Source organism: Archangium primigenium, assembly GCF_016904885.1.
Lineage (GTDB): Bacteria > Myxococcota > Myxococcia > Myxococcales > Myxococcaceae > Cystobacter > Cystobacter primigenius.
Genome location: NZ_JADWYI010000001.1, coordinates 7,111,534 through 7,124,377, shown reverse-complemented (window position 1 = coordinate 7,124,377; position 12,844 = coordinate 7,111,534). Strand labels below are relative to the sequence as shown.

The window sequence follows — 12,844 nt, the reverse complement described above, 5'->3', positions numbered from 1 at the left end:
AGGGGTTGATCGGGAGCGATGGGAACGACAGCACTCTCGATGGACTTGAGGCAACGGGTGGTTGAGGCCTTCCAGCAAGGAGAGGGGACGTCCAAGCAATTGGCACGTCGCTTCGGAGTGGGTAGGGCCACGGTCCAACGCTGGATGCGTCTCACTCGTGAGACGGGAAGCCCTGCTCCGCGGCCGCACGGGGGTGGGCAAACCCACCTAATAGGCGATGGGGAGCTGAGCGCTTTTCGTCGCCTGGTCGATGAACAACCCGACCGGACCCGAGCCGAGATGGCGCGAGCGTGGACGGAGCGCACAGGCGTGCGAGTGAGCGTGGCAACCATCGGCCGGACGCTGACGCGATTGGGCTACACGCTCAAAAAAAGTCCGCTACCCGACCGAACGCGAACGACCCGACGTCCAAGCCCAACGAGAGGCCTTTCACCAACGACAACCCGAGCTTCCGACTCCCAAGGTGTTGAGCATCGACGAGGCGGGCTGCACCATCGACATGATGCGCGAACGAGCCTGGGCCCCGACGGGACAACGCGTGGCGCAAGCTGTCCCTCGCAATCGAGGCACCGTGCTGAGCATGATTGGCGCGCTCAGTCTCGATGGGCTGGAAACCGTCATGATGAATGAGGGAGCCACGACTGGGGATGTCTTCCTCCATTTCGTCAGCCATTATCTCCTGACGATGCTGCGGCCTGGAGACATCGTCTTGTTGGACAGAGCGGGGGCGCACTTTCGAAAGGAAGCCATCGCCCTCATTGAGCAGCATGGAGGCCAGGTGCTCTACCTGCCTCCGTATTCACCCGACCTCAACCCCATTGAATTCGCATGGTCCAAGCTCAAGGGATTGCTCCGGACGGCAGAAGCGCGCACCGTCACAGCACTTCGTCAGGCGGTCGAGGACGCCATGCTGCTCATTTCTGCCTCGGATGCGGCCCAATGGTTCAAAGCCTGTGGCTTTCAGCCTCAAGCCACGTGATCTCCGCTGTCAGTCCCTTGAGCGCCATCTCCACGCCGCTGGAGAACGTCCAGAAGGGCTTGTTGCCCTCCAACGACAGGTTGCTGGACTTCACGCGGTGCTCGAAGCTGTCGAGGAAGCGGATGACGTTGTTGCGGTTGGCGTTGGTGATGGCCACGCCATCCACCTTGTTGGCCGTCTTCACCTGGTGCAGGAGCCCCAGGGGGTTGGGGCCCGTGCCGTCGCCAAGCAGGCCCGCCTGGTCCGAGGCAACCCCCATGGCGGCGAACAGATCGTCCGAGAGGATGCCTGCGCTGTCGATGTCCGGATTGCGGAGCAAGTCATTGCTCGGCTCGTAGAGCCCCATGAGCTTATGAGAGCCGAGCACGACGGCGCTCGTCTTCACCTCGCTCACCGTGGGCGCCTGCGCCTCCGACACGAATTGGGCCACGGCGCCACCGTTGAGGCGGCCGATCGTGAGTCGTCCGACGTACGTCTGGGTCCGGGCGCCCGCACGCAGGAGCGCAGTGGCGGGCCGGAGGAACTCGATGATCTCCGAGCTGTACTCCTCACGCAGGAGGGAGCCGCCCTGGCCGTACACGCCCTCGTAGGCGCTGGCGGACTTCTTCACCCAGGCCTTCTCGCTGTCGCTCGCCTGGATGCCCAAGAGGGGGTGGTTCATGTACAGGCTCTTCAGCCGCAAGCCGATGGCCGTGCGCATGTCGATCTTGCCCGCCGCCCCCTTGCCGGAGACGTCGGCGGGGGCGGTTTGGGTGCGGAGGGCGCGGTCGGCCGCGACGGCTTTCTGCACACTCGCGTCGACGAGCTTCTGCAGGGCCTTGGGGACTTTCGACATGGTGTACTCCAGGGGAGGGGCGCAGGGGAGGCGCCAGGGGTGTCTGTCGTTGAAAAGGGGTGTGGCTACTTCCGCGGCTTCGCCTTCGGGGTCGGGGGGGCGAGGAAGTTCTTCAGCTCCTCCATGTCCTCGTCGCTGAGCTGCACGTCGTCCTCGTCGTCCCCCTCGCTCTTCTCTTCCTCGTCCACCGGCTCCTCGGGCTCACCGTCCTCGGACTGGGCGGTGTCGCCCGCGAGCGCGGACTGGAGCGCGGCGAGTTGCTCCAGGACGGGCACCATCGCCTCGGTGACGGTGGCGCGAATCGCCTCCAAGTCCTCGGGCGCGAGGCCCTTGGAGCTCGTCTCCTCGACGGGCGTCTCCTCGGGAGCGGCTTCGTTCTTCTGCTTGGGCTTCGGCTGCTGGTTGGCTTTCACGCGGTAGGCCTCGGGGTTGGCGGGGATGTTGACGATCGACACCTCCAGCAGTTCCACCTCCGCGTAGTCGAGCCCGCCCTCGGCGTTGAACTCGAACTCCTTGAAGCGGAAGCGGATGCTGCAGGTGCGCAGGGTGCCGGCCTTCACCTTGGCCGCCACCGTCTTCGACAGCTCGTCGAGCTCGTCGAAGGTGGGCTCCATGAACCACTCGTCCCCCTCGCGGTAGACCTTGCACGTGCCGATCGCCGGGACGCGGTCGTCGTGGTTCCAGAGGAGGACGGGGTTCTTCTCGAAGTTCTCCGTCTTGACGGCTTCTGGCGGCACGCGGTCGTTGTGTCGGTCGAGCACCGCGGTGCTGATGCGGAAGACAGGCGTCCCGCTGCTGCCCTCGCTCTTCTTCACGAGGTGGCCGAGGGACTTGAAGCACGCGTCCTCGGGGGGCGCGGGGCGAGCGGCGGCGGAGCGAGTCATGCCGGAGGAGAAGTGGCGGCTCACGCCGCCTTGGCGGGCCCGCGCGGGGGCGGGGGATTCTTCGGCGCCTGGGGCTTGTCCTGCACCGGCATCGCGCCCGGCAGGGGACGGGGGCGGCGGCCGTTGAGCGACGGGTCCGGCGCGAAGCCCGCCAGGGCGCGCACCTCGTTCCAGGTGAAGCCCTCGTTGGGCGAGCACGTCACCACCGCCAGCGTGCGCTCCCAGCTCTGCGGCCTCGGGTCCTCGTACTCGAGCAGCGCGTCGGGGTCGATGCGCGGCACCACGTGCAGCTGGTAATGGTTGCGCTGAAACTCCAGGCGCGGAAGCACGGCGTACTCCGCGAGCGTGTACTTGGCCTCCTCGCTCGTGGAGCGGTTGGCGCTCGTCAGGTCGCCGAGCAGCTCGGGGGACACGTTGAAGCACTGCCGCACGAAGTCGCGCAGGCCCTTCTCCGTCTCGTCCATCTGCAGCGCGCGGAAGTCCTGCTGAATCTGGCTGAGCGACACCTTGCCGTTGACGAACCAGACGCGCCCGGCGGCCTCGGGCCGGTTGAACTTCTCCTGGTACTCGGACTCGATCTCCTCCGCCCTGTCGTCCCCGGCGCCCCCCTCGTCAATGCCCACCACCGCGGCGGGCAGGCCTCCGCGGAGGAAGGTGGCCTTGCGCGCCACCTGCAGGGCCTCGGCCGTGTCGAGCTCGTCCCCCATGGCGAGGCCTCGGCCGACGCCCCGGCCATAGGGGTTCTCCGGATCCAACCGCTTGAGCCACACAATCTCCGAGGGCAGGACGCTGGTGGCGGCGCGGTTGTAGGTGACGACGTAGTGGGTGCCCGTGTCGGTGGGCGTCTGGTGCACGCAGTGCGGGGGCAACACCTCGTAGCCCGCGACGCGCCGCTCGTCGTCCAGGGTGCGGCGCAGGTACAGGAACGTCTCGCCCACCAGGTCCAGGTGCACCTGCTGCAGCTTGCGCAGGTCGCGGCCGGTGAAAAGGGGGTGGGGGCTGTCCAGGAAGTTGAGCAGCTCGTGCTGGTGGAGTTCCACCAGGTCCCCCCGCTCCACGCCCCGGGCGAGCGCCTTGTGCCGGGAGAGGCGTCCGTCCCGCGTCCGCTCGAGCGCGCCCACGGCCTTGAGGGAGCGGGCGAGGCCCTTGCCCTTGCTGGTGACGGGGAGGAGCACCCGCCAGCGGGGCGTGGCCGTGGCCTCGGCCACCGTGTCCACCACCGCCTGCAGCCACGCGTTCTCCCGGTAGGCGGCGAGCACCTGGCGCGAGCCGCTCCGCGGGGAGAAGGGCAGGAGAGGCAGGGTGTGCACGAGGGGGCGCCCCGCGGAGGGGCCGAGGAGCAGGCCCGTGAGGGCGGCCTTGAAGCGCGAGCGGAGGGAGGCCATGCCCGGGGAGAAGGGGTGCGGCTACTCGTCGTCCTCGGCGTCCGTGTCCTCCTCCGCCTGGGCCGGGCGCCCGGCGACGCCGGCGTTCTGCCGCTTCGGGCACACGTAGAGGAACACCGGCCACGCGAAGGCGTCCGCCCGGTCATCCCGCCCGTGGCCGCCGTCCTGGCCGGTGAACTTGCCCAGCTGCTCCTCGAGCTTGTGGTGCTTGCCCACCATGTGGATGAGCCCCACCTCGGCCATTGCCGTGACGGGCGCCGCGCGCTCGGCCTTGGACTGCATGGCGCGCTGGCCCTTCACCCGCACCTTGGCGTCCACCGTGCGGATGGTCTGCTTGACCATGGAGCCGCCGGTGTTCGTCTCCGCGAAGATGAAAGTCTTCCGCGGCGGCGCCAGGTGCTTCCAGCGGTGCACGGCCTCCACGGCCACCTTCGCCCAGGCCGAGGCCTCCGGGGCCTGGAGGGACAAGTCCTGCAGGACGTAGGAGTGCAGCAGGCCGTCCGCCTCCTCGCGGATGCCCTCCACCACCACGCCGTGCAAGTCGCTGCCCTTCTTCTCGCCGGTGGCGGGGTCGACGCTCACCACCACCTTGTCGAAGAGCGCCTTGCCCTCCCGCGGAGCAATGGCCTCCACCGAGGGCACGCGCGAGGCATTCCAGTCCACCTTGCGGTAGAGGCAGGCGTCGAGCGCGAAGAAGAGCTCGCCGAGGAACTCCCGGCGGCCCTCGGTGGTGTGCTGCACCCGGCGCGCGTAGGCGAGGTACTTGCCGTCCAGGTTGGCCGCGTTGTCGAAGGTGCTGCTGCGCGCGAGCACCAGGCCGTCCCGGTCCGCCAGAATCTCCCGGAAGAGCTGGGTGGGCTGGGGCGTGGTGGTGATGATGAGGCGCGCGGGCAGGCCGAGCGCGCGCATGCGCGGCGTCTGGATTCGCGCCACGCGCCGGCATTCCGCGTACACCTCCAGCGGGGACTTCTTCCAGGCCACCACCTCGTCCGCCCAGACGAGCGAGACGTTGTACCCGCGCAACTTGTCCGGGTTCTGCGCGGGGACGTAGAAGGCCTTGGCTCCGTTGGGGAAGTCGAGCGTGCGCTTGCTGCGCCGGTGCACCGGGCGGAACCAGGGCGGCGCGAGCGAGAGGATGCCGCTGGGCCCCTCCAACTGCGTCTTGCGAATCTCCGAGTCGGTGGGGCCGACGATGAGGATGCGGGCCTCGGGGTCCGCCATCGCCTCCTCGAGGACGGCCACGCTGCCGGCGTACGTCTTGCCGGCGCCGCGCCCGCCCAGGAGGAACCAAGTGCGCCAGACGCCCGCGGGCGGCGTCTGCACCGGGCGGCGCCAGAGCGTGGGGTCGTAGTGCCAGGCGAGCACCTCGGCCTGCGTGGCCCGCAGGTGCTCGGTGATGGAGGGGCTCGCCGCGAGCCGCCCCGCGCGGCCGAGCTGCGCGCGGAACTTGCGCACGGCGAGCTCGGAGAGCGAATAGCGGCCGTGCGTCTCCGGGCGGATGATGGTGAGCCCGGCCAGGAGGTTGTCGCCCGCCTCCTGGACGGCGGCCGAGGCCACCACTACCCGGCCCCCGGCGCGGCCCCGTCAGGGCTCGGCGCGGGCTCCTCGGTGGGTGGGGGCACCTGGCTCTTGTCGTCCTCCTCGAGGAAGCGCAGGAGCTTCTCGTGGATTGCCTTGGCGGCGGCCTCGGGAGACACGAGCTCGAAGGCGGGGCCGAGCGCGTGGCCCTGGGCCTGGGCGGCGGGCTCGCGCGGCACGGTGAATTGCTTGGGCGCGGTGACGCCCATGAGCCAGGTGATGAATCTCGGGTTGGCGTGCCGGTCCACCACCGTGCGCTCGCCCAGTTCGATGAGGTGGCTGTAGCGGTGCGCCCACGCCTCCTCGCACGCGAAGAGCAGCTCGGTGTAGAGGCTCGTCTTGCGGCGCTCCACGGCGTCCCGGCCCCGGCTCAGCCACTTGCCCAGGCAGGCCTCGGTGGTGCCCGCCTTCGCCGCGGCGATGCGCTGCACCCCGGTGCGCGCGAGCACCCGGGCGATGATGGGGATCATCGCCCGGGTGAGGGAGGTGCGCGGGCCGCGCGCGCCAGGCCGGGGATGGTAGCCCGCCAGTGGATCCGGCAGCTCGGGCGCGTCCTCCCCAGGCCCGTCCGAGGGCTCGCCTCCAAACGCTGGCGGAAGTCCCTTGGGCCGGGCCATGCCCGGAGAGAAGGGGTGCTACCGCCTCCTCCCCGGTGCGCGCATCAGCGCTCGGAGGCGGGCAGGGCGAGCGCCTTCACGCGCTCGTGCAGCGCCTTGGCCGTGGTCGTGACGAGCGCGGCCACCTCGCCCTGGCCGTCCTGCTGGGCCTTGGCCAAGTCCTTCGCCGCCGCGGAGATCTGGCTGATGCCCATGAGGAAGGGATCGATGTGGCACTCCTCGCTGTCGTCCACCGAGGAGGCGAGTTCCGACGTGGCGAGGATGCGCGCCGTCTTCACCGTCACCGAGGGATCCACGGCGTGGATGATGTTCGCCACCATGGCGCCCCCGGTGTTCTCCTCCGCGAGGACGTACGCCTTCTGGGGTGGAGCACAGTGCGCCCAGCGGTGCACGGCATCCACGGCCACCTTCGCCCAGGCGGACGGGTCCGGGGCCTGGAGCGACAGGTCCTGCAGGAGGTACGTGTGGGGCAGGCCGTCCGCCTCCTCGCGGTGCCCCACGACCACGATGCCGTGCTGGTCGGCCATCGCCTCGGAGCCCGTGGCGATCGCGAGACTCACCACCACCTCGTCGAAGAGGGGCTTGCCCTCACGGACGTTGATGCCCCTCACCACCACGCCCCGCATGTCGTCCCTCTGCTGGGAGAGCGTGGCGATCTCCTGATTGAGGTCGTCGAGCTTCTGCTGGGCCTCGGCGATCTCCTGGTTCATCGAATTCGCCACCGCCACCAACCCCGCCCGCGCCCGCTCCACCTCGGCGTCCGGGCGCAGTTCGCGCACCACTTCGAGCCAGCCAGCCCGGACGAGGGTGGGGCAGAGGGTGAAGCCGGGCAGCTCGTTGCCGGTGACGGCCGAGCGGTGCGCGGTGGCGCGGCCGTAGGCCATGTACGCCCGGGCGGAGTCGGAACGCTCGTGCTCCGAGGCGCCTCCGAGGGACGCCTCGGCGGCGGCCACGAGCTCGGGCGGGGGCACGTAGGCCGGGGTGGTGGGAGAGGTGAGGGCGGCGGGCTTCGACTGCTTCGACATGGGGCGCTCCATCGTGGGTGACGAGGTGACACCCCTCAGAAGGGGCGTGGCGCGCGCCGTTTTGCTCCTTTCCGCACCCCCTCCGGCGGGCACCCCGGATGTGATTCCGGGCGTTTAGAGGCCGGGGTAGGGCCCTTCACCCCGATTTTTCGGGGGGTCGTCGGACAGTTTCGGCCGGAGAGTCCGGTGGGGTGCCGTGGGGTAGCCGCGAGCGCGAGATTGCACCGCGCCGAGCAATCCAAATCCGAGCCGGGCGGCCGGTTTTTTGAGGGTGGGGGTGTGCTTTTTACAGCCTCGCGCGTCTCACGGCGCCCGCTCGGGCCCCCACGAGGTCCTCGCCCTCAACGAGCGGCAGACAGCCGCGGTGAGCGCGGGCGGCGACAGAACTTCGAGGAGACGGGCGAAGAGCACCTCGCGCGACCTGCCGCGCACCCCTCTCGCCGCCCCCAGCGCCTCCAGGATCGCCTGGGCCTCTTCGCGCCAGAGCAACCGGGCCACGGAGCGCGGCTGCTGCTGGGGGTTGGCCCCGGGCTCGCGCACGGTCTCCAGGCGCACGTCGCCACCCTGCTGCGTGGTGGCCACTTCGACGCCCCACCAGGAGGGAAGGAGGGGAAGGGCGGCAGCCAGGTGGGTGGCGCTCACCACGAGCGTGGCCTTGTCGAGCACGGCCCCGTACACCTCCACCTGTCGGGGCAGCCGGCGCAACGTGTCGCGCTCGCTCTTGAGCTCATAGCCGTGGAGCGCGTGAGCGAGCACCGCCACGTCCACGAAGCACTGCCCCTGCTCCAGGCCCAACTCCTCACGCACGACGACGTCCGGCACGCCTGCGTGGAGAGCGGCAAGGCGCCCGAGAAGCGCCCGGCGGATGTCGGCGTCGTGCATGGCCCGGAGAAGCGGCGCGCCCCTTCTCGGCGGGCATGAGCACGTCCCCTGAGTCGAAGCCTTCCCCGTGGCTGCCGCTGGCCGTGACCCTCGCCGTCACGCTGGCCGGCATCGCCGGGCAGTGGGGCACGCTGGGCTCGGACGTGCGCCACCTCGAGCGCCGCGTCACCACCGCTGAGTCGGAGCTGGCGCGCGTGTCCTCCGCCCAGTCCAAGGCCGACACCCAGGCCGCGCGCATTGAGGCGCGGCTGGACGGCGTGAAGGAGGAGTTGACCCGGCTCGCGAAGGCCGTCGAGCGCCTGTCCGACGGGCCCGCGCCGTCCCGCTCGGCCCACGCCGTCCCCTGATGCCTTTCACCCGGGCGTCGTCCGCCCCTCACCGAGGAGCAACACCATGAATCAGCAGAAGCCCAGCCCCGGCCGCATCGTCCTCACTAACGTCGACGGCAAGGCCCGTCCCGCCGTCATCACCACGGCGTACGAGGACGGTCGGGTGGATCTGCACGTCCTCAAGCCCACGGACCATCTCGTCGCGGACGGCAACCTCCAGCAGGACCTCAAGGCGCCCCAGCCCGAGCGGACCTGGTGGTGGCCGCCGCGCACCTGAGCCCGAGCCCTTTCACCCGGGCGGGCCAGCTCGGCCGCCTACTTTCCCTGGAGCACCCATGCGTTGCATGTCCCTGCCGTCCCTCGCCGTCCTCTCGCTGCTCTCCCTCTCCTCGCCCGCGCTCGCCGACGCGCCGCCCGCCGATGACCTGGCGCTGGGCACGCACTTCTCCCAGGTGCTGGACGCGCACCCCGCGCGCCCGGCCGCCGTGAAGTCCACCCCCCGCGCCACCCCGGCCGTGCAGGACCAGGCCGAGGCGCCCGTGCCCATGGACGAGGTGGGGGTGGGGGAGGTGGTGAAGCTGCTGGTGCAGTCGCTCACCTCGCGCAACTGGGGCCTGCTCGCGTGCGCCCTGGTGTTGGGCGCGGTGTGGGTGGTGCGCCGCTTCCTCGCCTCGCGCGTGCCGTGGCTCTCCTCGGACGTGGCGGGCGTGGCGCTCTCCATGGCCACCGCTGTCTCCATGTCCCTGGTGGGCGCGCTCAAGACGGGCACGCCGCTCACCTTCTCCCTGGTGCTCGGCGCCCTGCTCACCGCCGCCGGCGCCTCGGGCCTCTTCTCCTGGGGGAAGAAGCTCTCCTCCGCGGCGAAGGTGACGGCCCAGCGCGCGGTGGCCGCCTCCATCCGCTGAGCCGCACCAGTTGCTGAAACACGAAGGGCCCGGCCTCCATCTCGGAGACCGGGCCCTTTCGCGTCTGGCGCTGGCGGGCTACAGGCCCTGGCGCGGATCCGCCTGCTTCGTCGGGTCGTACAGGTAGGTGGGGTTGACGAGGATGAACGCGCCGGACGGCACGCCCTCCACCACGAGCTTGGAGCCCGCGACGGACACCGCCTGCTCGATGAGCACCCCCGCGGCCATGAAGGCCTGGTACATGCGCGCGGCCGGCGACGTGGTGTCCCGAGCAACGCCCGGGGCCTCCAAGGCTGGGAGGGTCAGCTTGAGGCCGGCAGCGCGCTGGTTGGCGAGCAACGCGTGCGCTCCGGGTCCACCGCCCTTGTCGTCACACCAGTGCTCGGACATGCGATTCAGATCCTCGATGTCCGAGGCCACTCCCGCGACGGACAGCGTCGACAGGGGCGTGTTCGCGGCGTCCTTGTACACCTTGTAGGCCGCCAGCCAGAGGTGGATGAGGTAGCACTGCACAGACGCCTCGCTGGCCTTGGCCTTCGCCTTCTGCATGGCCGGGTGGGACATGAGCTTGGAGATCGTCAGGACGGTGTCGCGCTTCAACTTCGTGGGCGTCCGCAGCCGGGGGATGGCTTCCTCGAGCGGGGCCGTCCGCAGAGGGCCCGAGAAGTCCATCGCGCGGGCCACCTGGGGCGGCAGAAGGGTGGAGAGGGAGAGGACGGCGATGAGGGGAAACCGCTTGAGCCAGGTGGACAGCTTCATGGGGTGTGTCTCCTGGGCGGCGCGAGGGGCTCGGCCGGACCCAGGAGGCAGAAGGGGTGCTTGGAAACACGACGGGCCCGGACTCCGAGGTGGAGGCCGGGCCCGTTGCTCTCACTGCCGGGGCGCTACTGCCGCCAACCACCTTCGGGCGTCAGGCTGCCGTCGTCCCACACGGGCTTGCCCGCGATGAAGGTGGCGTGGGCCATGGCACTCGCCACCGCCGTGAAGGGCAGGCCCTCCTGGAGCACGTCCACCGTGGGCACCTGGAAGTCCGCGTCCAGGCCCACCTGGATGGAGCCGCGCTTGTCCTCGTCGAAGGCGGACTCGGCCGAGCCCCGGGTGTAGGCCACCAGGGCCTCACGCATGGGCAGGGCCTCGCCCGGGCGCATGGGGTGGGTGGTGGTGAGCGCCAGGTCCAGGTAGCTGGAGATGGGGAAGCCCACGCCGTCCGTGCCGAAGTTCAGGTGGAGGCCCGCCGTGGCCAGCGAGCGGATCGGATCCATCTGCACGAAGATGTCGCCCTCGAAGCGCTTGGCGTAGGAGGGCACGCCATCCACCGGGTCGACGAAGGCCAGGTGGTTGCCCTGCTGGCTCACGTACACGCCCAGGGCGCTGGCCCGGGCGACGTCGTTGGCACTGTAGAGCATGGTGCCGTGCTCCACCCGCAGCCGGCGGCCCTTCCAGGCGGCCGCTCCACCCGTGGCCTCCATGGCGTCGAGCACCTGGGTGAGTGCCTTGTCCCCCATGGCGTGCACCAACACCTGGGACTCGGGGCCCGCGGGCTGGGCGAGCTGCTGGCGGAAGAAGGACTCGAGCTCCGCGTCCGTCCAGTTGCAGTGGCCGCTCGTCCAGGGCGCGTCCTGGTAGGGGCGGCTGGTGCACCCGGCGCGCTCGAAGGGCGTGCCGTCCGCGAAGCGTTTGGTGCCCGAGGCCTGCACCGTGGGGCTGTCGAAGGGGGTGCACGCCTCGCCCTCGCTGCCCGGCAGGCACATGACACGCGCGCGGAGCGGCAGCTGCGCCAGCTGGGTGACGCGCACGGCCCGGGCGTGCTCCATGCCCAGGCTCATGTCCTGCACCCGGCCCACGCCGTACTTCACCGCCGTGGTGGCGTAGGCCTTCATGAGGCCCGCGAGTTGCTCGTCCGAGGCCTCGCCAATCCAGCAGCGCAGGAAGCGGATTTCGGCCGCCTCATGCAGCTTGCCGGTGATGCGGCCCGAGGCGTCCCGCTCGTAGTAGCCGCCGGGGATGTCCGGCTGGGTGTCGGAGAGGCCGCAGTGCGTGAGCGTCGGGCTGGCCGCCACGGTGCCATGGCCGGACCAGCCGCGGGCGAGGCACAGGTAGTCCTCGCCGCACACGGAGTCGAGCGCGTCCCGGGTGGCCGCCGCGTCCGTGAGGAAGGAGGTGCCCACGTAGGCCACGAGGCGACTGCCCTTCGGGAGGAGCGGGCCGGAGCCGTCCGGCTTCTGGGCGGCGAGCGCCTGGCGGAAGAGGGCCTGCACCTGCTCCAGCGTGGGCCCGTCACCCGGGAGGAAGGCGGCGGGATCGTTGAGGATGCCGTCGCTGGGGTTGAAGCCCACCATGTGCGTGTGCGCGTCGTCCCAGGTGGGGAGCAGCACCTTGCAGGCCACGCCCGGGGTGGGGCAGGTGGCGCTCATGTCCACCACCTGGGTGTCCGGGCCCGCGAGCGCCAGCACCTCGGCGTTGGTGCCAACGGCCGCGTACTTCCCGTCCGCGCCCACGGCCACCGCCTCGGCGTCCGCGCCGCCCGTGGCGGTGAACACCCGGGCGTGGTGGAGGATGAGCTTGGGCGCCACCGCGGGCGCCGGGGGCTGGGGCTCGGGGGTGCAGGCCTGGGACAGCAGGAGGAAGGGCAGGACGGCGGAGAAGGCGAAGCGCTTCGTCATGGTGAGGCTCCTGGGCGGCGGCTCGCGGGAGTGCTTGCCGGGCCCAGGAGGCAGAAGGGGTGCCCCTCACCGGCCGTGCAGGCGCACGCGGCCCCGGCCCTCGCACGCGGGGCAGGCGGCTCCCTCCAGGGCGCTGCCCGGCGCGGGGCGGGAGTCTTCCCCCGTGCCCCGGCAGGCCGCGCAGTGGACGACACCCTGGGCCTGGCGCTGGCGGGCCCAGAAGAGCGCGTCCTCCAGGCTCTCGCGCAGCACCGCCTCGTCCACGGCGAGCTGGCGTGAGGCGCGGCGCGCGGCGGAGACGGCGGAGGCGTACAGGCACCACGCCTCGCTGGCGGAGCGCGTCCCGTCCGGCACCACGCGGGCGAGGCTGGCCTCCTCGTGGGCGAGGCGGGCCCGGGTATTGGCCTGGCGCTCCTCCAGGGATTCGAGCGTCTCCATGTGGTGCTCGGCCTCGGGCGGGGCGAGGTGGCCGAGAGCCTGTAGCAGCTCGCGCAGCGGGGGCAGGGGAGGTGGGCATGGGCAGGGCATGGGCGCGCTAGTCGTGGGTGAAGCGCGGGTTGCAGTCCGGGCCGGTGGCCCCGTGGGCGGGGCACTTCCACCGGACGACTTCGCAGCCGCAGCGATCGGACGTGGCCTGGTCACAGCACCGCGGGGGCAGGCTGGGCACGGAGGTGGAGGGCTCGTCCTCGGCCGGCAGTCCCGCGAGCGCGCGCTGGCGCTTCGTGAAGAAGGTGGTCATGCCCAGGGAGAAGCGGCGCGGGC

The 12,844-nt window shown here is 70.9% G+C and carries 14 protein-coding genes and 2 pseudogenes; 5 read left to right on the top strand and 11 right to left on the bottom strand.

Translation table 11 applies throughout. The annotated features are described in order from the left end of the window. Positions 1 to 18 precede the first annotated feature (18 nt). Together I3V78_RS40375 and I3V78_RS29215 are read left to right on the top strand one after the other, a co-directional pair. Positions 19 to 165: pseudogene (locus I3V78_RS40375) on the top strand (helix-turn-helix domain-containing protein); the annotation flags it as partial. Positions 166 to 382: 217 nt separating this feature from the next. Continuing rightward, positions 383 to 979, top strand: a pseudogene (locus tag I3V78_RS29215) (IS630 family transposase); the annotation flags it as partial. Here the strand turns inward: I3V78_RS29215 and I3V78_RS29210 are convergent. The 7 genes from I3V78_RS29210 to I3V78_RS29180 form a co-directional block, all read right to left on the bottom strand. Next, positions 945 to 1,814, bottom strand: a complete 870-nt coding sequence (locus I3V78_RS29210; RefSeq protein ID WP_204492374.1) for a phage major capsid protein — start codon at positions 1,812 to 1,814, stop codon at positions 945 to 947. The pseudogene I3V78_RS29215 and the gene I3V78_RS29210 overlap by 35 nt on opposite strands. A gap of 65 nt (positions 1,815 to 1,879) precedes the next feature. Beyond that, positions 1,880 to 2,698 carry an HK97 family phage prohead protease gene (locus I3V78_RS29205; protein ID WP_204492372.1) on the bottom strand — a complete coding sequence of 273 codons (819 nt, stop codon included), beginning with the start codon at positions 2,696 to 2,698 and terminating at the stop codon, positions 1,880 to 1,882. Between the two features lie 20 nt (positions 2,699 to 2,718). Beyond that, a complete protein-coding gene (locus tag I3V78_RS29200) occupies positions 2,719 to 4,083 on the bottom strand; it encodes a phage portal protein (RefSeq protein WP_204492370.1) in 1,365 nt (454 codons plus the stop codon). Between the two features lie 21 nt (positions 4,084 to 4,104). Further along, on the bottom strand, positions 4,105 to 5,640 hold the full coding sequence (locus I3V78_RS29195) for a terminase large subunit domain-containing protein (protein ID WP_204492367.1): 1,536 nt from the start codon (positions 5,638 to 5,640) through the stop codon (positions 4,105 to 4,107). 2 nt (positions 5,641 to 5,642) lie between these two features. After that, positions 5,643 to 6,278: a hypothetical protein gene (locus I3V78_RS29190; protein ID WP_204492365.1), complete on the bottom strand. Its 636-nt coding sequence runs from the start codon at positions 6,276 to 6,278 to the stop codon at positions 5,643 to 5,645. A gap of 44 nt (positions 6,279 to 6,322) precedes the next feature. Continuing rightward, positions 6,323 to 7,303 (bottom strand): hypothetical protein, encoded by a 981-nt coding sequence (locus I3V78_RS29185; protein WP_204492363.1) that lies wholly within the window; start codon positions 7,301 to 7,303, stop codon positions 6,323 to 6,325. Between the two features lie 303 nt (positions 7,304 to 7,606). Beyond that, positions 7,607 to 8,185 carry a sce7726 family protein gene (locus tag I3V78_RS29180; protein WP_204492361.1) on the bottom strand — a complete coding sequence of 193 codons (579 nt, stop codon included), beginning with the start codon at positions 8,183 to 8,185 and terminating at the stop codon, positions 7,607 to 7,609. 35 nt (positions 8,186 to 8,220) lie between these two features. Between I3V78_RS29180 and I3V78_RS29175 the strand changes: the two genes are divergently transcribed. From I3V78_RS29175 to I3V78_RS29165, 3 genes are all read left to right on the top strand, one after another. Next, positions 8,221 to 8,532, top strand: coding sequence for a hypothetical protein (locus I3V78_RS29175; RefSeq protein ID WP_239576718.1), 312 nt, complete (start codon positions 8,221 to 8,223; stop codon positions 8,530 to 8,532). A 46-nt stretch (positions 8,533 to 8,578) separates the two neighbouring features. Continuing rightward, entirely contained in the window at positions 8,579 to 8,791 is a 213-nt protein-coding gene (locus tag I3V78_RS29170; RefSeq protein ID WP_204492359.1) for a hypothetical protein, read from the top strand. 67 nt (positions 8,792 to 8,858) lie between these two features. After that, positions 8,859 to 9,419 carry a hypothetical protein gene (locus I3V78_RS29165; protein WP_239576716.1) on the top strand — a complete coding sequence of 187 codons (561 nt, stop codon included), beginning with the start codon at positions 8,859 to 8,861 and terminating at the stop codon, positions 9,417 to 9,419. 78 nt (positions 9,420 to 9,497) lie between these two features. Here I3V78_RS29165 and I3V78_RS29160 read toward each other — a convergent pair whose 3' ends face one another. From I3V78_RS29160 to I3V78_RS29145, 4 genes are all read right to left on the bottom strand, one after another. Continuing rightward, positions 9,498 to 10,178, bottom strand: a complete 681-nt coding sequence (locus tag I3V78_RS29160; RefSeq protein WP_204492354.1) for a hypothetical protein — start codon at positions 10,176 to 10,178, stop codon at positions 9,498 to 9,500. A 125-nt stretch (positions 10,179 to 10,303) separates the two neighbouring features. After that, positions 10,304 to 12,082 (bottom strand): amidohydrolase, encoded by a 1,779-nt coding sequence (locus tag I3V78_RS29155; protein WP_204492351.1) that lies wholly within the window; start codon positions 12,080 to 12,082, stop codon positions 10,304 to 10,306. 66 nt (positions 12,083 to 12,148) lie between these two features. After that, positions 12,149 to 12,610, bottom strand: a complete 462-nt coding sequence (locus tag I3V78_RS29150; protein ID WP_204492349.1) for a DnaJ-like cysteine-rich domain-containing protein — start codon at positions 12,608 to 12,610, stop codon at positions 12,149 to 12,151. 7 nt (positions 12,611 to 12,617) lie between these two features. After that, positions 12,618 to 12,821, bottom strand: coding sequence for a hypothetical protein (locus I3V78_RS29145; protein ID WP_204492347.1), 204 nt, complete (start codon positions 12,819 to 12,821; stop codon positions 12,618 to 12,620). Positions 12,822 to 12,844: the final 23 nt, after the last annotated feature.